Origin of the sequence: Nonomuraea terrae (assembly GCF_004348995.1) — a bacterium.
In the GTDB taxonomy this organism is placed as follows: Bacteria; Actinomycetota; Actinomycetes; order Streptosporangiales; family Streptosporangiaceae; genus Nonomuraea; species Nonomuraea terrae.
The window spans coordinates 1-18889 of record NZ_SMKQ01000039.1; the positions used below are offsets into that span (position 1 = coordinate 1).

At 72.6% G+C, this 18889-nt stretch carries 19 protein-coding genes; 12 read left to right on the forward strand and 7 right to left on the reverse strand.

Going from position 1 to position 18889, the window contains the following annotated elements; translation table 11 throughout:
* Positions 1 to 255: hypothetical protein (locus E1286_RS15690; RefSeq protein WP_425464759.1), on the reverse strand; the 255-nt coding region annotated here is incomplete at its 3' end.
* Between the two features lie 123 nt (positions 256 to 378).
* Here E1286_RS15690 and E1286_RS15695 point away from each other — a divergent pair.
* On the forward strand, positions 379 to 804 hold the full coding sequence (locus E1286_RS15695) for a VOC family protein (protein ID WP_132613107.1): 426 nt from the start codon (positions 379 to 381) through the stop codon (positions 802 to 804).
* On the opposite strand, the gene E1286_RS15700 is transcribed toward E1286_RS15695, so the two are convergent.
* A complete protein-coding gene (locus tag E1286_RS15700; RefSeq protein WP_132613109.1) occupies positions 801 to 1643 on the reverse strand; it encodes an SDR family oxidoreductase in 843 nt (280 codons plus the stop codon). The genes E1286_RS15695 and E1286_RS15700 overlap by 4 nt on opposite strands.
* A 209-nt stretch (positions 1644 to 1852) precedes the next feature.
* Between E1286_RS15700 and E1286_RS15705 the strand changes: the two genes are divergently transcribed.
* The gene (locus E1286_RS15705; protein ID WP_132613111.1) at positions 1853 to 2443 is read left to right on the forward strand and encodes an SMI1/KNR4 family protein; all 591 of its coding nucleotides are present in this window, start codon (positions 1853 to 1855) and stop codon (positions 2441 to 2443) included.
* On the opposite strand, the gene E1286_RS15710 is transcribed toward E1286_RS15705, so the two are convergent.
* Entirely contained in the window at positions 2395 to 2805 is a 411-nt protein-coding gene (locus E1286_RS15710) for a RidA family protein (protein ID WP_132613113.1), read from the reverse strand. The genes E1286_RS15705 and E1286_RS15710 overlap by 49 nt on opposite strands.
* Positions 2806 to 2894: 89 nt before the next feature.
* On the opposite strand from E1286_RS15710, the gene E1286_RS15715 reads away from it, so the two are divergent.
* The gene (locus E1286_RS15715) at positions 2895 to 3728 is read left to right on the forward strand and encodes a hypothetical protein (protein WP_132613115.1); all 834 of its coding nucleotides are present in this window, start codon (positions 2895 to 2897) and stop codon (positions 3726 to 3728) included.
* Here the strand turns inward: E1286_RS15715 and E1286_RS15720 are convergent.
* On the reverse strand, positions 3725 to 4138 hold the full coding sequence (locus tag E1286_RS15720; RefSeq protein ID WP_223189993.1) for a YbaB/EbfC family nucleoid-associated protein: 414 nt from the start codon (positions 4136 to 4138) through the stop codon (positions 3725 to 3727). The two genes, E1286_RS15715 and E1286_RS15720, sit on opposite strands and share 4 nt — an antisense overlap.
* Positions 4139 to 4242: 104 nt before the next feature.
* Between E1286_RS15720 and E1286_RS15725 the strand changes: the two genes are divergently transcribed.
* Together E1286_RS15725 and E1286_RS15730 are read left to right on the forward strand one after the other, a co-directional pair.
* Positions 4243 to 4542, forward strand: a complete 300-nt coding sequence (locus E1286_RS15725) for a hypothetical protein (RefSeq protein WP_132613119.1) — start codon at positions 4243 to 4245, stop codon at positions 4540 to 4542.
* 24 nt (positions 4543 to 4566) lie between these two features.
* On the forward strand, positions 4567 to 5280 hold the full coding sequence (locus tag E1286_RS15730; protein ID WP_132613121.1) for a hypothetical protein: 714 nt from the start codon (positions 4567 to 4569) through the stop codon (positions 5278 to 5280).
* Positions 5281 to 5407: 127 nt separating this feature from the next.
* Here the strand turns inward: E1286_RS15730 and E1286_RS15735 are convergent, their stop codons facing one another.
* The 3 genes from E1286_RS15735 to E1286_RS15745 form a co-directional block, all read right to left on the reverse strand.
* Positions 5408 to 5800, reverse strand: a complete 393-nt coding sequence (locus tag E1286_RS15735; RefSeq protein WP_132613123.1) for a hypothetical protein — start codon at positions 5798 to 5800, stop codon at positions 5408 to 5410.
* A gap of 173 nt (positions 5801 to 5973) precedes the next feature.
* Positions 5974 to 8244 carry a polysaccharide deacetylase family protein gene (locus tag E1286_RS15740; protein ID WP_132613125.1) on the reverse strand — a complete coding sequence of 757 codons (2271 nt, stop codon included), beginning with the start codon at positions 8242 to 8244 and terminating at the stop codon, positions 5974 to 5976.
* A 167-nt stretch (positions 8245 to 8411) separates the two neighbouring features.
* A complete protein-coding gene (locus E1286_RS15745) occupies positions 8412 to 9416 on the reverse strand; it encodes an ROK family protein (protein ID WP_132613127.1) in 1005 nt (334 codons plus the stop codon).
* Between the two features lie 96 nt (positions 9417 to 9512).
* Here E1286_RS15745 and E1286_RS15750 point away from each other — a divergent pair, with 96 nt between their 5' ends.
* The 7 genes from E1286_RS15750 to E1286_RS15780 all read left to right on the forward strand — a co-directional run bounded on the left by E1286_RS15750 (position 9513) and on the right by E1286_RS15780 (position 18862).
* Positions 9513 to 10721 carry an ROK family transcriptional regulator gene (locus tag E1286_RS15750; RefSeq protein WP_132613129.1) on the forward strand — a complete coding sequence of 403 codons (1209 nt, stop codon included), beginning with the start codon at positions 9513 to 9515 and terminating at the stop codon, positions 10719 to 10721.
* A 205-nt stretch (positions 10722 to 10926) separates the two neighbouring features.
* Positions 10927 to 11955, forward strand: coding sequence for an ABC transporter substrate-binding protein (locus E1286_RS15755; RefSeq protein ID WP_246074887.1), 1029 nt, complete (start codon positions 10927 to 10929; stop codon positions 11953 to 11955).
* Positions 11952 to 13517, forward strand: a complete 1566-nt coding sequence (locus E1286_RS15760; RefSeq protein ID WP_246074888.1) for a sugar ABC transporter ATP-binding protein — start codon at positions 11952 to 11954, stop codon at positions 13515 to 13517. The genes E1286_RS15755 and E1286_RS15760 overlap by 4 nt, the downstream gene beginning before the upstream one ends.
* Before the next feature lie 139 nt (positions 13518 to 13656).
* A complete protein-coding gene (locus E1286_RS15765; protein WP_246074889.1) occupies positions 13657 to 14631 on the forward strand; it encodes an ABC transporter permease in 975 nt (324 codons plus the stop codon).
* On the forward strand, positions 14628 to 15608 hold the full coding sequence (locus E1286_RS15770; RefSeq protein ID WP_132613133.1) for an ABC transporter permease: 981 nt from the start codon (positions 14628 to 14630) through the stop codon (positions 15606 to 15608). The genes E1286_RS15765 and E1286_RS15770 overlap by 4 nt, the downstream gene beginning before the upstream one ends.
* A gap of 15 nt (positions 15609 to 15623) precedes the next feature.
* A complete protein-coding gene (locus E1286_RS15775; protein ID WP_132613135.1) occupies positions 15624 to 16880 on the forward strand; it encodes a Gfo/Idh/MocA family protein in 1257 nt (418 codons plus the stop codon).
* A 23-nt stretch (positions 16881 to 16903) separates the two neighbouring features.
* The gene (locus E1286_RS15780) at positions 16904 to 18862 is read left to right on the forward strand and encodes a CehA/McbA family metallohydrolase (protein WP_246074890.1); all 1959 of its coding nucleotides are present in this window, start codon (positions 16904 to 16906) and stop codon (positions 18860 to 18862) included.
* Positions 18863 to 18889: the final 27 nt, after the last annotated feature.

The window sequence follows — 18889 nt, forward strand, 5'->3', positions numbered from 1 at the left end:
GGCGAAGAAGTCGACCAGGTCCACGCCGACGAGCTCGGCCTCGTCGCCCAGCACGCTCGCCGCCTCGCCCAGGGCGTACGCCGCCCCGCAGCACAGGTCGAGCCAGCGAACCGGCCGGGTGGCCGCCGCCCGCAGCACGCCCAGGATGTCGAGGCCGAGCTCGCGACCGTATCCGCGCAGGCGCCGCTCACGGTTCATCTGGTTGTTGGCCACCACCGTGGACTGTTCCAGCTCGGCATCCGCGCTCAGAGGCATGATCCGTCACTCTACGACCCGAGCCCGAGGGCGGGGTTCATCCATGGATGAGGAGAGCACACTCATCTGGGACCCTCTGGCGGGTTCCGTGCCCCTGTTCGGATAATCGGGAAGGACCCCCTCATGACCGAGTCGCCGCTCCCCCGCTTCCACCTTGCCGTCCCCGTCGACGATCTGGACGCCGCGCGCCACTTCTACGGCGAGCTGATCGGCTGCGCCCAGGGCCGCAGCTCCGACAGGTGGATCGACTGGAACCTGCACGGGCACCAGTTCGTCACCCACCTGGCGCCCGCGCGGGCCGAGCGGGTGCACAACCCGGTGGACGGCCACGACGTGCCCGTCCCGCATTTCGGCCTGATCCTGACAATTCCCGAGTTTCACCAGCTGGCGGACCGGTTCCGCGAGGCCGGCACAGCCTTCGTCATCGAGCCGTACCTGAGGTTCGAGGGGCAGCCCGGTGAGCAGTGGACGATGTTCCTGCTCGACCCGGCGGGCAACGCGCTGGAGTTCAAGGCGTTCGCGGACGACTCGCAGGTGTTCGCCGTCTAGCCGGTACGGCGCGGGAACAGCTCCTCCAGGCCCGTGGCGGGGTGGCCGGTGAGGGCGGGGACGCCGTCGCCCACCTCTTCGAGCTCCCCCGCCGCGATCGCCAGGTACGTCGACACCCACGCCTCCACCTGCCAGGCGGGGGCGCCGAGGGCGCTTCGGGACGCGTACGCCTCCTCGACCGTCTCCTCGTGGTAGGAGAAGACGGTCCCTGTCGCCCGGGTCAGCACGGTCGCGACCTCCTCCAGCGTCACCGCGCGCGGCCCGGTGAGGTCGTACGTCGCACCCTCGTGCTCCTCCGGCCGCAGCAGGACGGCGGCGGCCGCCTCCGCGATGTCGTCCTGGGCCACGACGGAGACCCGGCCCTGCCCGGCCGGTCCGCGGATGACACCGTCGTCGCCCGCCAGGTAGGGCAGGAAGTCGGCGTACAGGTTGTCGCGCAGGAACGTGAAGGGGATGCCGCTGTCACGGATGTACTGCTCGGTCGCCCAGTGGTCGCGCGCCAGCGTGAACGTGGCGTCCGGCGCGGCGCCGTAGAAGGAGACGTAGACCAGGTGCGTCACCCCGGCGTCGCGGGCCGCGTCCACGAACGCGCGGCGCCGGTCGAACCGTTCGGGCCCCTCCTTCGCCGACACGAACAGCACGGTCGAAGCCCCGTCGAGCGCCCGCCGCACAGCCGCAGGGTCGCCGTAGTCGGCGCTGACCGACGTGGCGCCCTCCAGCGGGGCGGCGCGGTCGGCGTGGCGGGAGACGAGCCGCTGTTCGACGCCGGCGTCGGCGAGCCGCGCGGCCACCCGCGAGCCGAGCCGCCCGGTGGCGCCCGTGGTGACGATGAACGACATACCGGCACCCTAGTTCGGCCTCGACCCCTGGACCGGGAAGAACCGCCGCGACCAACCCGTCCCACCTGCAGGAACCACCGCGATCAACCCATCACACCGAAGCGGGCCCTCCGCCATCGCCCGGGAGGGACCGCCCGACCCGGCCCAGACGGAAGGGACCGCCGCGATCGCCGGTGTCCGCGCTGGAGGCATGCCCTAGGGTGCCGTTCATGATCGGCTTACGTCGGCCCGGCACCGTCCTCATGGCGGGGCTCCTCACGGGGTGCGCGCTGCCCTCCGTCACGTACGGGTCGTGCGACTTCCTCGGCGGCCCCGGCCCGGGGCGCATGCCCGACGACCTGTACGTGTCCTTTCTGCGCCACGACGGCGGCGACCCGTGGTTCCCGCTGCCGGACGCGTACGGACTGCTGAGCCTGGACGCACTCCAGCAGCGGCACTGGGGCGCCTGCCAGGAGGCCGTGCCGGCGGGCGATGCCGACGCCCGCGTCACGCTGACGATCGGCGAGGACGGCAGCGGCCGGGAGTTGTCCGTCGATCCCCGTACGGCGCTGGTGGGCGAGGCCGCGCCGGGTGAGCCCCCGCGCAACGACGGCCCCATGGGGTGGCCCTCGTACGTCGCGATGCTGGAAGCGGTGGCCGGCACGCTGGAGGCCGGGCAGCCGCTGCGCGACCGGCACCCAACGGTCACCGCCGCCTGCGAACTCCGCTGGTCGGACAGGCCGTCCGTGCTGCCCGCAGGCTGCGCCGCGGGTCAGCGCTCGCCGGGGAGCACCGCGACCGCCTCGACCTCGACGAGCTGATCGGTGTATCCGAGGACGGTGACGCCGAGCAGCGTGCTCGGCACGTCGTGGGCGCCCATGTGGGCGCGGTAGACCTCCCAGGCGGCCACCAGGTCGGCCTGGCGGGCGGAGACGACGTACACGGTGGTCTTGACGACGTCGGTCAGCGCGGCTCCGGCGCCTTCGAGCGCGGTGACGAGGTTGCGCATCACCTGCTCGGTCTGACCGGCGTAGTCGCCCACGGCAACGGTCCTGCCGGAGGCGTCCAGGGGGCACGCGCCCGCGACCCAGATCGACCGCAGCGGCGCGTCCGTGGCGGCCGCGTACGCGTACTCCACCGGGGCCAGCCGATCGTTGCGGATGAGCCGAACGCCTGTACTCATGGACGCCCCTCGTAGACATTTAGCTGGATGCAAACCGATTGTCCCGGATCGCCGTCTTGTCTTGCGCCACACCAGCCCAAGGAGCCTCAGTGCGCATCCTCCCCCTCGCCACCGCCGCGATCTTTCTGTGCGCCGCCGCTCCGGCGGCTCACGGGGCCGTCAGTGTCGTGGCGTACGAGTGCACCATCACCGCCACCGGAGAGACGCAGGATGTCAGCATCGACGTCGAGCTCACCGTGCCCGAGCAGGCCCCCGTGGACGAGCAGATGACGATCGGCTGGCAGGGCGCCTACGTCCCGGGCGCCGAGCTGATCGCCCCTGACACGGGCTTGGAGGGCGAGATCACCATGTACGCCTATGCCGGAATCAGCGGCATCGAGGGCCTGACCTCGGCCACCGGTGTCGCCCCGCTCGGCACGATCGCCGCCGGAGAGCCCATCCCGCTCCCGCAGACGACGGTGGACCTGCTGACGACACCGGGCACGCCGGATTCCGGCACGGTGCACGCGGCCTCCGTCAACTTCGGCACGAGCCCTCAGGAGCGGCTGATCGAGTGCGAGATCAAGGACACGGAGTCCCTGACGGAGTATCCGCTCACCGTCGTCGGCGCCGATGGTTCCCCCAGCACCACCCCGACCCCGGACGCCTCGGACACCGAGACGCCGGAGACCGAGGACACGGAAGACACGGAAGACACAGAGGACACCGACGCCACGGAGACCCCGGAGCCTGAGGACACCCAGAACACCGAGGACACCGAGGACACGGGCACCGAGGACGCCGAAACCCCCTCGGGCGGCGCCGCCACGGGAGCCGGCGGCGCCGCGGGACCCGACGGCCGGGTGCTGCTCGCCACCGGCCTCCTGATCACCCTCGCCGCCGTCACCGGCCTGGCCATCCGCAGGCCACGCCCGCGTTCCTAGCTCCGCCCGTACCTCTCCATCTCCTTGACGAACGAGGTGTGGGCCTCCTCCAGCCGGCGTTCCATCGCGGCGAAGGCGGCCTCGTCCACGACCTCGCCCACTCCCGCGCCCGCCAGCAGCTCGCGTGCCTGGCGCGCGCAGTCGTCCTGGGCGGCGTTGACCGCGCGCAGCAGCTCGTCGGCCAGGTCCTGGCTGGCCAGACGCATCGCGCGGGGGTTCAGCTGGATCTTGTCGATGCGGCCCGAGCTGTCGGCGCTCACCACGACGTGGCCGTCGGCAGCCGTGCCGCTGCCCCGGATGGCGGCGAGCCGTTCCTGGACGTCCGCGAGCCGGGCCAGCGTCTGCTCGGCCTCCCGGCCCACGCGTTCAAGGTCGTCCGGGCCGATGGAGCCGGGATCGAGCAACATCATCCACCTCAACATTCACTCTAGACTCGGAAAATATACGAGATACCCTCATCTCACGTTAAACATCAATTTCACCGCTCGCCATCGGGTGGCTAAGGGGAGGGGCCATGGGCCAGGACATTCACGTCACTTCCAAGACCATCGCCGACATCCAGCGCAACCTCCGCGAGTACGTCATCCCGGGCCTCGAACGGCTCAAGACCTCCGTGGACAGCACTGACGTCCCCTTTCCGGGGTTCGGCACCCTGGGCGTCGTCCTGATCGGCAAGTACGACGGGATCCGCGACGACGTGCGCGCCCACGCCACCGAGGCGATCGACACCATCGAGAAGTGGATCGACGCCCTGGAGACCGTCAAGAAGAACTGGCGGGCCGCCGAGGACGCCAGCACCGTCGTCTACCAGTGACCGGCGACAGGAGGACATGACCCGATGCCGTACGCCATGCTTCACGCCAAGGCCGCCCTCGACGAGCTCAAGATGGCCGCCAGGTCGGCCCCCGGCATCATGGTCGGCCTGACCATCGCGACGACCGCGCTCGCGAACGTCCAGGGCATGGGCGAGGCCAAGTCGAACTGGAACTCCCTGGCCAAGGCCCTGGAGGTGGAGTATCCCGGGCTCATCGGCAACGCCGTCTTCCTGTCGCGGTCCGGCTGGATCGCCGACGACCGGGAGGCGTTCCTCGACGCCGCGTCGGTCTTCTCCGGCGATCTGCAGAAGCTCAGCGGCCTCTGCTACACCATGGAGGGCCAGGTCGACCAGGTGCGCGACGCCTACGCCGTCTACTGGATGGAGATCGGCGTGCTGGCCGCGACCGTGGTCGGCTACGTCGTGGCCTGCCAGGCGATGAGGATGACGCCCCACCTGCGGGCGCCCGGCGAGGTGCTGCTGCAGCGCCTGACCATGCTGACCAACGCGATGATCGCCAAGAAGACCCAGTTCCTGTACGGGTTCCTCGCGGTCGCGGGCGGCACGCTGGCGACCAGCGCCCAGTCGATGGGCCAGCTCTTCAGCGTCCAGCCGACGGGGAGCGCCGCCATCGACTTCGAACGCGCCGTCATCAGCACCGCCCCGCCCTCCCTCTACATCGCCCCGAAGCGCGAGCAGCCGGCCACCCCCGCGCCCGAGGGCGCCTCCGCCGAGTGAGCCCGGGTCACACGAGCTGCCGGGTGATCGACGGGTCGGTGATGCCGGTGTCGGCGGCCAGCAGGAACGCCTAGCTTGTGGACGGGGCTGTCGTACGTCTCAGGGAAATTCTCGATGACGCCCATCGTCACCCTCCGACCAGCGGCACGAGCTTGACGAACGACACGACGGGATCGACGGTGAGGTCGATCGTCTCCGACAGGTCGCCGATCTGCCGGTCGCCCACCAGCAGCAGGAAGCCGTTGCGCCGGAACGCCGCCTCGGCCAGGTCGGCCTGCCGTTCCCAGTCGATCCGCCGCACGGCCTTCATGCGGTAGCCGTTCAGCTCCGCCTCCGCGTCGAGAGGCCGCACCAGCCCACGGAACCGCGCGGCCGGCGCGGCGTTGTACCGCGCGACCTCCTCCCGCACCCGCAGCCGCACGAGCTCCCGCGCCGAGATGCGCTCGGGTAACCCGGGCAGCGTGAACTCGTCGAGCGGCCTGCCCGTGGCGCTCTCGTCCCTGAAGGTGACCGTGGTCATGGGGCTCCCGTGTCCGTGGATCAACGTGTCGAGCCATGGATAACAGCCCGCGCCGACAAAACCCGCGGCGCCGCGTCGAACGCATGAGCCGGGAGTTACGGTTCAGCCGGCCGACGACGTGCTGACGCGGTCGGTCGCCTCACGGCCCCTCGGCGTCCGGGGGCCGGCGTCCCTCAGTCGAGGATCACGTACGGCTCCGGCGGCTCGCCCGGGAAGACCAGCGGCGCGTACGGGACCGGGTTCTCGACCACCGGGATCGGCTGATTCGCCGGGATCAGGCGGTCCGCCACCACGTCGCCGTGGCGGTCCACGGTGCCGAAGCAGTAGCCGAGCTCGCGGGCGGCGTCGATGAGCAACGCCAGCGCTCCGTTCGTGCCGGGGCCGGCCGGGGTGTCGTACGGGCCGTCGTGCAGCGAGATGATCGCGCCGGGGTGCAGCTGCGCGACGAGCGCGTCGCTGATCTGCCGCGCTGTGCGCTCCGGCACCCAGTCGTCGGTGCCGATGCGGGTCATGTAGGCGGTGTAGCCCATGTCCGCGATGATCCGCAGGACCTGTGCGTTCGCGGCGCCGAACGGCGGGCGGATGCCCTTGAACGAGATCGGCGCCCCCGCGGCGGCGAACGCGGCCTCAGCGGCCAGGATCTCCCGGCGGACGCCGTCGGGGCCTTCAGCGGCCAGCACCTGGCTGAGGTTCGCGTGGCTGTGGGTGTGGTTGAGCAGTTCGTGCCCCTCGGCCAGCTGGAACCTGGCGAACTGCGGGTTCGCCTCGACCCTGGTGCCGGTGTCCATGAAGACGCCGGTCACCTGCTTGTCGCGGAGGATCCGGAGCGTCTCGGTGCGGTAGTGCGACGGGCCGTCGTCGAACTGGATGGCCAGCCGGCGGTCACAGGTGTTCGGGACGGACGTGTCGCGCGGGCCGCCGACGTGGGTGCGGGCGGCGGCCGCGACGACGCGGTCCCGGTCCTTGCCGTTGAGCAGCCCGGCCGCGGCGAACGTGTCGGCGGCGGCGCGGGCGGCGGACACGAAGGCGCCATGGGTGGCGAACGGCTCCCGCTCCCAGACCCGGTCCAGCAGGGTGCAGCCGTCGGGGCCCTGCGGGTTGGGAATGCCGGTGTCGACACGCGGCGGCCCGAACCAGACCGTCTCCTCGGGTGACCACCCGTTCGGGCAGGCGTCTGAGACGGCGTTCGTGGCGAGGGTTGCTGGGCTCCCGGAAACGGGGCTTTCCGTCGTGAACGCGGCGTTCGCCGCTGTCACGGCGCTCGCGGCGTGCGCGGCCGGGGCGGCGGTCGTCGCGGCCGGGGTGATCGGCGTCGGGGTGATGATCCTGTACGGCTCCGGCGGGTTACCGCCGCCGAACAGCAGCGGCAGATACGGCACCGCGTTGACGACCGACGGGATGGGCTCTCCACTGGAGACGTACCGGTCGGCGACGATCGCGCCGGTGCTGTCGAACGTGCCGAAGCACAGCCCGGCCGACCGGATGTCGTCGATGATCAGCGGCAGCGCCTCCATCAGCTCCGGCCCGGCGACGGTGTCGATGGGGCCGTCGTGCAGGAAGATGTTCCGCCGGCCGTCGGCGATGCCCGCGGCCACGTCGGCCCGTAACTGCTCGGCCGGCCGGTCCGGCAGCCAGTCCGCCGCGTCGATGTCGCCGCTGACGACCGTGAACCCCAGCCGCTCCAGCTCGGCCCTGACCTGGGTGTTCGCGGCGAGGAACGGCGGCCGCATGCCGACGAACGGCCGTTCGACGCCGGCGCGGTCCAGTGCCTCCTCCGTGGTGCGCATCTCGGTCTGGAGCCTCGGCACGGTGACCTGGTTGAGGTTGGGGTGCTCGTAGGTGTGGTTGAGCACGAGGTGCCCCTCGCGCCGCTCGAACGCCGGAAGCCGCGGGTTGGCGTCGATGCGCATGCCCACGTCGAAGAACGTCGCGGTGACCTGCTTCTCACGCAGGATCGCCAGGGTCTGGGAGCGGTAGAAGGAAGGGCCGTCGTCGAACGTCAGCGCCACGCGGTCGGTGCAGGTGTTCGGCACCGAGTCGTCGGCCGGGCCGCCGACGTCCGAGCGGGCCGCGGCCGATCGGATGGTGGCCGCCTCGCGCTCGTCGAGCAGGCCGAGGTCGCGGAACTCGCGCGTGGCCCGGGCGACGGTGGAGACGAACTCACCATGGGTGGCGAACGGCTCCTCCTGCCAGACGACGTCGAGCAGCGTGCACCCGTCGTCCCGCCCGGGGTTGGGAATGCCGGTGTCGATACGCGGCGGCCCGAACCAGACCGTCGCCTCGGTGGACCACCCACCCGGACAGGCATCCGCCGCTCCACCCGCGCGCGATGAGGCACCTGACGTGCCCGCGGCGGCGGGTGGAGTCAATGTCGTTCCGAGCAGTGCGGCCACCAGCGCCAGCGTTCCCGCCGTCACCGATCGTCCTGTCACCGTCCTGGCCATGGCCCCTCCTTCGGGGTCGAGGGCATGCCGAACGAGAGATCCGCTCACGGCGACGCGAAACGCCGTAACAGATCACTGATCTCTGTGAACGTACCTGGGACCGATCGTCATCGGAACCTTTGGACGCCAGACTTTTTCATCGTGGTGATAAAAAACTTTCCGATGAGTCAGCCCGCGACGGCGGCGGCGAGCGCTCCGGCGACCGCCGCCCGAGGCCCGAACGTACTTGCCCTGACCTGCAGCGACTTCCCCTCGGTGACGCTCAGCCAGCGCCGGGTGGCGGCCAGCGTCTCCGGCCGCGACCCGATCCCCCCGCCCAGCACGAACGTCGCCGGATCCACGACCGCCCGCACCGCACGCAGCGCCAGCGCCAGCATCCGGCCCAGCTCGTCCAGCACCTGCGCCGCCGCCCCGTCGCCGCCCGCCGCGGCCGCGAACACCTCCGGCGCCGGACGCCGCAGACCGGCCAGCTCGTGGTAGCGACGCTCGACGCCACGCCCGCTGACCTGCTGCTCCAGCGGCCCGTGCACGAGGTTGGCCGGGTCGAACGGGTCCGCGCCGAACGGCAGGTCGGCCACCTCGCCGGCCAGCCCGCGGCTGCCCGCGTACATCCGGCCGTCGAGCACCAGGCCGAGCCCGATCCCCGTACCGACCGCGACGAACGCGAGGTCACCCCCGCCCGGCCGCCAGACGTGCTCACCCCAGGCGGCCAGGTTGGCGTCGTTGTGCACCAGGGGCCGGGCGCCGAGGCGGCTCTCGAGGTCGGCGAGCACGTCCATCCGGTCCCAGCCCGGGATGTTGGGCGCGTGCCCGACCGCGCCGCTGGCCGGATCGGGAGCCCCGGGACAGCCGACGGCCACCCGCGGCGACCGCTTCCCACCGACCGCATCCGCCGTCAGCGACGCCACCATCCGGGCGATCTGGCTGGTCACGGCCGTGCCGCCGCGCGGATCCGTACGTTCGACGCGATCCAGCAGCCGGTGCCCGGCGGGATCGTAGAGCACGGCGTGCAGCTTCGTCCCGCCCAGGTCGACCCCCACCACCGGCTCGGCCGCGCCCGCCGCGCCCGCCTCGCCGCCGGCCGTGCCGGCGTCGCCCGACGGCAGCCAGCCGGCCTCGGCCAACGCCCGGCGCAGCGGTCCGGCCAGGCCGGTACGGTCGGTTCCTGGCATCACCACGGGCTGCCTCTCCAGTCTTCAGCGGGATCCGGTTCGAGGGGGCTGCGACGAGTACAGTATCAGCCTGATAGAAAACTTCAGGGAGCAGCAATGTCCGGTCCGACCTCATCGACGGCCAACGCCGGCACCGTCTCGCGGGTGAACCAGACCGTGATCCTCGACGTGCTGCGCCGGCACGGGCCGCTGTCGCGGCAGGAGATCGGCGCCCGTACGGGCCTCAGCGCCGCGACCGTGAACCGGCTGGCCGGCCAGCTGCTGCGCAAGGGCCTGGTCGTGACCGACGGGCACCAGCCGTCCACCGGCGGGCGGCCGTCGATCCTGCTGCGCTACAGCGGCAGGGCGCACCTCGTGTCGGTCGTCCACGTGGGCGCCACCCGCACCGAGGGCGCGCTGGTCGACTTCGACGGCACCATCGTGCACCGCGTGCGCCCCCCGATGGTCCCCGGCGTGCTGCACGCCGCCGACCGCGCGACCATCCGCCTGGAGGAGGCGCTCTCCGTCGTCACCGAGCTGGGCGCCGCCGCGGCCGAGCGGGGCCAGCCCAGCCAGGCCGTCGGGGTCGCCGTCCCCGGCGTCGTCGACGGCGCCGAGGGCCGCGTGACGTGGGCGCCGGCGCTCGACTGGCGCGAGGTGCCGGTCGGCTCGCTGCTGCACGACCGCACCGGCCTGCCCGTCGTGGTGGAGAACGACGCCAACCTGCTGGCCGTCGGCGAGCACCGCCGGGGCGCCGGCCAGGGCGTGCAGGACCTGGTCGCCGTCGTGCTGGGCACCGGCATCGGCGTCGGCATCGTCACCGGCGGCCGGCTGCACCGCGGCTCGCGCGCGGCGGCCGGCGAGATCGGCTACATGCTGATGGAGCGCTCGTCGCTGACCCGGTTCTTCCCCGGCTTCGGCGACCTGGAGAGCCGCGTCGGCTCGGCCGGGCTGACCCGGCAGGCCCGCGAGCGCGGCATCGCCGCGCCGACCGACCGGCCGCTCACCGCCGCCGACGTGTTCGACCTGGTCAGGAACGGCAGCGCCGAGGCGCGGGCGCTGCTGGAGGAGACGCTCGACCACGTCGCGCTGGCCGTCGCCAGCCTGTGCACGGTGCTGGACCCGGAGTTGGTCCTCGTCGGCGGCGAGATGGGCGGCGCGGCCGACCTCATCACGCCCGGCCTGCGCGACCGGCTGGTCGGCCGGATCCCGCACGTGCCGCGGATGGCCGCGTCCGCGCTGGGTGACGACGCCGCGATCGTCGGCGCCGCCGAGCTGGCCGCGCGCCTGGTGAGCGACTTCGCCTACGTCCAGGCCACCCCCTGACGCGACCGCTCGCCCCGGCGGGAAAGCCGGAACGGCCCAGAAAAGGGCGTCGAAAGGTCGCCGCCAACGGTAGACGGCACCCCCGGCCGTGGGGCACCATTGGGCCACTTATTGCTCGCGCTGGATGAAAAGTTCGCCGAGAAAGGGTGTGGTCCCGATGCCGAGACCGAGTCGAAGGTGGCGAGCGGGTGCCGCGGCCGGCGCCATGGCGGTGCTCCTGGCAGCCTGCAGCTCGGGCGACGGCGGTGCCGGCGGGGGTGGCGGCGGCGAGGACGCCTCCAGGCCGTTCACCATCGGGCTGAGCAACGGCTTCGTCGGCAGCGAGTGGCGCACCCAGATGGTCGAGGGCGTGCAGGCGGCGTTCGCCGAGTACAAGAACGAGGGCGTCGTGGACGAGCTGGTCGTCGAGAGCGCCGACACCGACGTCAACGGCCAGATCCAGCAGATCCGCAACCTCATCAACCGCGACGTCGACGCGATCATCGTGAACCCCAACTCCGAGACCGCGCTCGACGCCGTCTTCCGCGAGGCGTCCCAGCAGGGCATCGAGGTGTTCGCCATCGACCAGGCGGTCACCTCCCAGGACGTCACGAACGTCGTCATCGACCAGGCCGAGTGGGCCCGCATCTCCGCCGAGTGGCTGGCCGAGCAGGTCGGCAGGGGCGGCGACATCGTGGTCGTCAACGGCATCGCCGGCCACCCGGCCAACGAGATGCGCTGGGAGGCCGCCCAGAAGGTCTTCACCGACGCGGGCGTCAACGTGCTCAGCGTCGCCGACGGCAACTGGGACCAGGCCACCGGGCAGCAGGTCATGACGAACCTGCTGGCCACCTATCCCGACGTCGACGGCGTCTGGACGCAGGACGGCATGGCGCAGGGCGTGTTCCGCGCCGTGCAGGCGGCCGGCCGGCTGGACCAGATCAAGATCTCCGGCGAGGCCCGGGTCGGCTTCATGCGGCTGTGGAACGGGGCCCGCGCCGACGGCTTCGAGAGCGTCGGCGTGGTCAACCCGCCCGGCGGCGCCGTCTCCGCGCTGCACATGGCCGTCAACGTGCTCGACGGCCGGCAGTTCGCCTCCGGACGCATGAGCGGCAACACCGTCCACGTCCCGATCCCCTACACCGTGGACGAGGGCAACTTCGAGGAGCACTGGGGCAGGGTCAGCGGCGAGAGCGACGCCTACAGCCTGGACGGCTCGCTGACCCGCGACGAGGCCGCGGCCTTCTTCCAATGAGCGCGCTGCTGGAGATGACCGGCGTCCGCAAACGGTACGGCGGCGTCCAGGCGCTCGACGGGGCGAGCCTCACCGCCGTGCGCGGCGAGGTGCACGCCCTGCTCGGCCCGAACGGCTCCGGCAAGAGCACCCTGGACAAGACACTGGCCGGCACCGTCGTCCCGGACTCCGGCGAGATCCGGATCGACGGCGCCGAGGCGCGCATCGGCGGCCCGCGCGACGCGCACGCGCTCGGCATCGCCGCCGTCTACCAGCAGCTGAGCGTCGTCGGCGACCTGACGGTGACGCAGAACGTGGTGCTCGGGCTGGAGCCGGCGCGCCGCCTCGGCTTCCTCGACCACCGCGCCGCCCGCGTCCGCGCCGCCACGGCTCTGGAACGGTTCGCCGCCGCGTTCTCCGGCCGCCTGCCGCTGGACCGCCCGGCCGCCTCCCTCGGCCCCGGCGAACAGCAGATCGTCGAGGTCGCCAAGGCGCTGGCCCGCGAGCCCCGCGTCCTCGTGCTGGACGAGGCCACCGCGTCCCTGCACAAGGAGCAGGTCGAGGTGCTGTTCGAGGTGGTCAGGGAGTTACGCGCGGCGGGCGTGCTGGTGGTGTTCACCTCCCACCGGCTGGACGAGGTGTTCGCCCTCTGCGACCGCGCCACCGTCCTGCGCAACGGCCGCACCGTCGCCACCGTCGACCTGTCCTCCACCACCGAAGACGCCCTGGTCCAGCTCATGGTCGCCGCCCCCGCCCAGACACCGGTGGAAACGCCGGACGCACCGCAAGGGGCGTCCCGCCACGTGGAAGCACCGGTTTCCGGCCGTACGGCGGAGTCGGGGGCGGTGGCTCTGGTGGTGCGTGGGCTCACCACCGACCGGCTGCGCGACGTCAGCTTCACCGTCCGCGCCGGTGAGGTGCTGGGGCTGGGCGGGCTGCAGGGTCAGGGCCAGTCCGAGCTGCTGCTCGCGCTGTTCGGCGCCGCCCGGATCACGGCCGGCGACGCGCTGCTGGACGGCAAGGCGCTGCCGCTGACCTCGCCGGCCAGGGCCGCCCGCGCGGGGGTCGCCCTGGTGCCCGGGGACCGGGCGCGGCAGGGCATGTTCGCGTCCCGGCCGATCCAGGAGAACCTCTCGCTGGCCAGCATGCGCCGCAGGGCCCGGCTGAAGCTCGCGCTCAGCGCTGCGGCCGAGCGGCGCGCCGCCCGGTCGATGGTCGAGCGGCTGAGCATCAAGATCGGCTCGCTGAACGACCCGGTGGCCACGCTGTCGGGCGGCAACCAGCAGAAGGTCGTCATCGGCAAGTGGCTGCTCGACCAGCCGCGGGTCGTCCTGCTCGACGACCCCGCCAAGGGCGTCGACGTCGCCGCGAAGGAGGAGATCTACGCGATCGTCCGCGGCCTCGCCGCCGAAGGGGCCGTCGTCATCCTCAACTCCAGCGACAACCGCGAGCTGACCGAACTGAGCGACCGCGTGCTGGTGCTGTTCGAGGGCGCCGTCGCGGAAGAGCTGACCGCGGCGTCGATCACCGAGAACCGGCTGGTGTCCAGCGCGCTGCGCCTCGCCCCGGGAGAAACCCTGTGAGCCTCTCGACCCGGCCACCCGGCCACCGCCCGCGCGGTGACCGGCCGCCCGGAGCCCGACCGGCCGACGGGCCGGCCGGTAGGCGAGCGGCCGGTGGTCGCACGGGCCGCGGGCCGAGGGGCGCCGTGGGAGGAGTGCTGTGAGCGGGACGTTCTCGTTACGCGGGGTGCGGTTGCCCGCGGTGCAGTTGTCGGGGGCGGCGACGGTGGGGATGTTGGTCGTCGCCGTGATCGTCAACTCGGCGTTGCAGCCGAACTTCTGGAGCGGTTACGCGCTGACGTCGAACTTCGCGACGTTCGTGCCGCTGGTCGCGATCGCCGTCGGGCAGACGATCGTCGTGTTGAGCGGCGGCATCGACCTCTCGCTCGGCGCGCAGGTCACGCTGGCGAGCGTCGTCGCCGTCCGGGTCGTCGACGGCCAGCTCGACCGGCTCCCGCAGGCCGTGGCCGCCGCCCTGGGCGTCGGGCTGGTCTGCGGCGCGCTGAACGGGCTGGTGGTCGCACTCGTACGGCTGCAGCCGATCGTCGCGACGTTCGCGACCAGCTTCGTGTTCTCGGGGCTGGCGCTGGTGGTGCTGCCGACGCCGGGCGGCTCGGTGCCGCTCGAAGTGACGACGGCCTACCGTGCCGCCGTGCTGGGGCTGCCGGTCGCGCTGCTGGCGATCCTCGGGCTCGCGCTGCTGTGGTGGGCGCTGCGCCGGCACCGCGTGCTGCGGCACGTCTACGCCGTCGGCGGTGACCCCGAGGCCGCCTACGCCTCGCTGGTGCCGGTCGCCAGGACGCGGGTCTCGGCGTACGTTCTGGGCGGGCTGTTCGCGGCGCTGGCGGCGCTGGCGGTCCTGGCCAACACCGGGTCCGGCGACCCGTTCGTGGGCAACGAGCTGACGCTCGCGTCGGTGGCCGCGGTGGTGATCGGCGGGACGTCGCTGGCGGGCGGGCGCGGCGGCGCGGGCGGGTCGATGCTCGGTGCCATCGTGCTCGCGCTGGTCACGAACATCGTGTTCTTCGCCGACGTGCCGACGACGTACCGGCAGCTGGTCAACGGCGCCGTGATCATCCTGGCGCTGGCCCTGGCCGGCATCCCGGCGTTGCAGAAGAGGAGGCCGGCGGCATGAGCGCACCGACCGTGGAGGCGCCGCGTCGCGCCCTCGCCTGGCGGCCGGGGCCGGTGGCGCTGGCCGGCGCGGTCGCCGTCGTCCTGGTGATCGCCGGCGAGCTCGTCTCGCCCGGGTTCGCCGGGTACGGCCAGCTGGTCAACCTCATGCGGGTGGCGGCGTTCCTCAGCGTCATCGCGATCGGCCAGACCATCGTGATCATCGCGGGCGGCGGCGGCGTCGACCTGTCGGTGGGCAAGGTGGCGACGTTCGCGGCCATCATCGGGTCGCGGGTGATGGCGGGCGACGACGCGAACATCGTGCCTGCCGTCGCCCTGGCGCTGCTGGTCGCCGCCGCGATCGGGCTGGTGAACGGGCTGGGCGTCACCCTGCTGCGGATCCCGCCGTTCGTCATGACGCTCGGCATGATCGGCGTGGTGCAGGGGCTGATCCTCGCCTACACCGGCGGCCAGGCCAGCGGCCGGGCGGCACCGGCGCTGACGTCGCTGGTCAACGGCCGGATCGTGTTCGACCTGCCGGGGCTGCTGTTCCTGTGGCTGCTGCTCGGCCTGCTCGCCGTCTGGCTGCTGCGCCGCACCACGTTCGGCTGGAACCTGTACGCCGTCGGCGCCAACCGCGCCGCCGCCGAGCTGACCGGCGTCCGGGCCGGCCGCACGCTGATCCTGGCGTACGTGCTGTCCGCGACGTTCGCCGGGCTGGCCGGCATCCTGCTGCTCGGCTACACCGAGTCGGTCTTCCTCGACCTCGCCGACCAGTACATGCTGCCGTCCGTGGCGGCCGTCGTCATCGGCGGGACGCTGCTGGCCGGCGGCATCGGCGGCTACGCCGGCACCGCGGTCGGCGCGATCGTGCTGACCGTCCTGCAGGGTCTGCTCACCACGCTGGACATCGGCGGCGCCTGGCGCACCATCGTCAACGGCGTCGTCCTGCTCGTCCTGCTGTCGCTCTACGGGCGGCAGCGACGCCTTCGGAGTTAGGGGCCTGGAGAAACGATGGAGAACAGCGAACGGCTCGGCGTCGGCATCGTCGGCGCCGGATTCATGGCGAACTTCCACGTCACCTCGTGGACCGGCGTCCGCGACGCCGACGTCGTCGCCGTCCAGAGCCCGCGGGCCGAGAGCGCGCAGGCGCTGGCCGACCGCTGCCGCGAGCTGCGGGTCGGTGACGCGCGCGCCTACACCGACCTGCGTGAGCTGGTCCGCGACCCGCGGGTCGACGCCGTCTGGGTGGTGGCGCCCAACCACGCGCGGCTGGCCGTCATCGAGATGATCGCCGAGGAGGTCATGTCCGGGCGCGCCTCGCTCATGGGCGTCGCCGTCGAGAAGCCGCTCGGCCGCACCCTCGCCGAGGCCCGCCGGCTGCTGGAGGTGGTCGAGCGCGCGGAGCTGCGGCACGCGTACCTGGAGAACCAGGTGTACGCACCCGCCGTCACCCGCGGCCACGAGCTGGTCTGGGCCCGGGGCGCCGCGTCGGCCGGGTCGCCGTACCTGGCCCGCTGCGCCGAGGAGCACAGCGGCCCGCACGCCGCCTGGTTCTGGGACGGCACGCGGCAGGGCGGCGGCGTGCTCAGCGACATGATGTGCCACTCGATCGAGGCCGGGCGCTACCTGCTGACGCCGCCCGGCGCGAACCAGTCGGACTGGCTCACCCCGGTGGCGGTGAGCGCGCAGATCGCCTCGCTGAAGTGGTCGCGCAAGCGGCACGCCGCGCAGCTGGCCGAGCGGTTCGGCGACGCCGTCGACTACACCCGGCGGCCGGCCGAGGACTACGCCCACGCGACCATCACGTTCCGCAACGGCGACGGCGACGAGGCGGTCATCGAGGCCACCACGTCGTGGAGCTACGTCGGGCCGGGGCTGCGGCTGACGTTCGAGCTGCTCGGGCCGGAGTACTCGATGAGCGCCAGCACGCTGAGCACGGAGGCGCAGCTGTTCCTCAGCAGGGAGATCCGCTCCCCCGAGGGCGAGGACCTGGTCGAGAAGCAGGGCGCGGAGCAGGGGCTGCTGCCGGTCGTGTCCGACGAGGCCATGACGTACGGCTACACGACGGAGAACCGGGTGGTGACCGGGGACTTCCTGGCCGGGCGGCAACCCCGGGAGAGCCTGAAGCACGGGGTCGAGGTGACCGAGCTGATGATGGCCGCGTACCTGTCGGCCGAGACGGGCCAGACGGTGCGCTTCCCGATGACCGGTCTCGACGGGTTCGTGCCGCAGGTGGCCCAGGGCACGTGGCGGCCAGGCCAGGCGTGAGCCGCGCGCGGCAGGAGGAACCGGTGGAGGAGTACCGCCGTCTGCTGGAGCGGCATGGCGTCACCTGGGGTGAGGAGCTGATCCCGTACGTGGGAGAGGTCGGCACGAGCGCCTACCTCATGAACGGCCATGACTACTGGGCCGCCTGTTTCCGCCAGCTCGGCGGCGCACGCCGGGACATGGACGCGCGGATGGGCGAGCTCGACCTGGACCGCGTGGTGCGGGACGCGCTGGGCGGCGACGTCCCGGACAATCTGGCGGCGCTCCGCCTCACCCCCGGCGGCAGCCGGCTGGCGGCCAGGACCCTGGCCGTGCTGGACGGCACACCGCTCAAGACGACGCTGCTGCTGGACTCCTCGCTGGCCGAGCCGGTGACCGTCACGGTCGACGGGGTCGACCACGAGGTCCCGGCGGGCGGCGCGAGGCTGGTGGAGATCACGAGCGCCAGCACGGTGATCGCCGAGAAGCCGATCGACCTCTCCGCGCTCACCCGGCGGGCGCCCGCCGCCCGGCTGCGCCTGCGCGCGGGGTTCCCGTGCCGGTGGAGCGTCACCGGCGCGGACGGGCAGGGATGGTATCCGGCCGGCGCCGTCCGCGCGCTCGACGCGCACCTGCGGCCGTACTTCCACGGCGACGACGTGGAGCTCGTCGTGCCGGCCGAGCGTCTCACGGTGTCGGTGACGCGCGGCATGGAGTACGGCACGGCGTCCGTGGAGATCACGCCCGCGCCCGGAGAGGTGAAAACGGTCGAGCTGACACCCGAACGGATCTACGACGCGGCCGCCCGCGGCTGGTACGGGGGCGACCTGCACGTCCACCTCAACTGGATGGGCGACGCCCCGGCCACCCCCGACCGCGCCGCCGCCGCCCAGCTCGGCGAGGACCTGCACGTCCTGAACCTGGTCGCGGGCAACGTGGCGGGCGAGCGCGTCTACGACAAGGAACTGCTGGAAGAGTGGGCAGGCCGGGACCTGCCGTGGTCGGACGGACGCCACGTCGCCCGGGTCGGCGTCGAATACCGCAACGACCTGCTCGGACACGTCACCGCCTTCGGCCTCACCGGCACGCCGACGCACTTCCACAGCGGTTTCGGCCACGGCACCGACCGCCACCCCAACAGCACACCCCTGATGGAGCTGCGCGAACTCGGCGGGATCACCGGTTACGGCCATCCGTTCCACACCGACCTGAGCGACACCGACCCGCCCGAGCGAGCCGTCGCCGCGGGCCGTAACTGCTCGGCGAGGGAGATCGTGGTGGACGCCGCGCTGGGCCTGATCGACGGCCTGGACGTGCTGAACCACTCCTCCGTCCAGGCCACCGCCGTGGTCTACCGCCGGCTCATCGGGGCGGGCAACAGGCTCGCGGTGACCGCGGGCACCGACGCGGTCCTGTCGATCACGCGGCGCGGCACCGCGTCGAGCCCACCGGGCTGGGAGCGGGTGTTCGCCCGCGTCGAAGGACCGCTGACCGCGCGCTCCTTCGCGCGAGCCGTACGGCACGGCCGTACGTTCGCCACCACCGCCCCCTGGCTGGAGCTCGACGTCGGCGGCGGCGGGCCGGGCGACACGGTGCGGGCGGCCGAGGGCGACACCGTCGTGATCACGGCGCGCGCCGTCGGCCCCGAGGCGGAGTGGCTGCAGATCAGGACCGCCGACGGGATCCTCGCGGAGGGCGGCCCGGGGGAACTCACGGCCGAGCTCAGGGTGCGCGAGCCGACGTACGTGGTCGCCGTGGCGGGCGGCCGGCCGCATCCGCGCTCTCTCCATCCCCAGGGCGTGTACGCGCACACGAGCCCCGTCTACGTCGGCGGCCCCGTGGCCAGGCGGGAAGACGTCGCATGGTGCCTGCGCTGGCTGGACCTGCTGGACGAGCTGCTCACGTCGGACGGCAAGTTCGCGTCCGGCGCGCAGCGGGCGGCGCACCGTGAGCTGCACGAGCGCGCCCGCGCGGTGTACGAGGCCCGGCTGCGCACCACCTGAACGCGTCAGGGCCGGCCTCCCTCATGG

Bases quoted from the DNA above. Each gene is read 5' to 3' on its own strand.
- E1286_RS15695 (WP_132613107.1), top strand. From the start codon at position 379: ATGACCGAGTCGCCGCTCCCCCGCTTCCACCTTGCCGTCCCCGTCGAC.
- E1286_RS15700 (WP_132613109.1), bottom strand. From the start codon at position 1,643: ATGTCGTTCATCGTCACCACGGGCGCCACCGGGCGGCTCGGCTCGCGG.
- E1286_RS15705 (WP_132613111.1), top strand. From the start codon at position 1,853: ATGATCGGCTTACGTCGGCCCGGCACCGTCCTCATGGCGGGGCTCCTC.
- E1286_RS15710 (WP_132613113.1), bottom strand. From the start codon at position 2,805: ATGAGTACAGGCGTTCGGCTCATCCGCAACGATCGGCTGGCCCCGGTG.
- E1286_RS15720 (WP_223189993.1), bottom strand. From the start codon at position 4,138: ATGATGTTGCTCGATCCCGGCTCCATCGGCCCGGACGACCTTGAACGC.
- E1286_RS15725 (WP_132613119.1), top strand. From the start codon at position 4,243: ATGGGCCAGGACATTCACGTCACTTCCAAGACCATCGCCGACATCCAG.
- E1286_RS15730 (WP_132613121.1), top strand. From the start codon at position 4,567: ATGCCGTACGCCATGCTTCACGCCAAGGCCGCCCTCGACGAGCTCAAG.
- E1286_RS15735 (WP_132613123.1), bottom strand. From the start codon at position 5,800: ATGACCACGGTCACCTTCAGGGACGAGAGCGCCACGGGCAGGCCGCTC.
- E1286_RS15740 (WP_132613125.1), bottom strand. From the start codon at position 8,244: ATGGCCAGGACGGTGACAGGACGATCGGTGACGGCGGGAACGCTGGCG.
- E1286_RS15745 (WP_132613127.1), bottom strand. From the start codon at position 9,416: ATGCCAGGAACCGACCGTACCGGCCTGGCCGGACCGCTGCGCCGGGCG.
- E1286_RS15750 (WP_132613129.1), top strand. From the start codon at position 9,513: ATGTCCGGTCCGACCTCATCGACGGCCAACGCCGGCACCGTCTCGCGG.
- E1286_RS15755 (WP_246074887.1), top strand. From the start codon at position 10,927: ATGGCGGTGCTCCTGGCAGCCTGCAGCTCGGGCGACGGCGGTGCCGGC.
- E1286_RS15760 (WP_246074888.1), top strand. From the start codon at position 11,952: ATGAGCGCGCTGCTGGAGATGACCGGCGTCCGCAAACGGTACGGCGGC.
- E1286_RS15770 (WP_132613133.1), top strand. From the start codon at position 14,628: ATGAGCGCACCGACCGTGGAGGCGCCGCGTCGCGCCCTCGCCTGGCGG.
- E1286_RS15775 (WP_132613135.1), top strand. From the start codon at position 15,624: ATGGAGAACAGCGAACGGCTCGGCGTCGGCATCGTCGGCGCCGGATTC.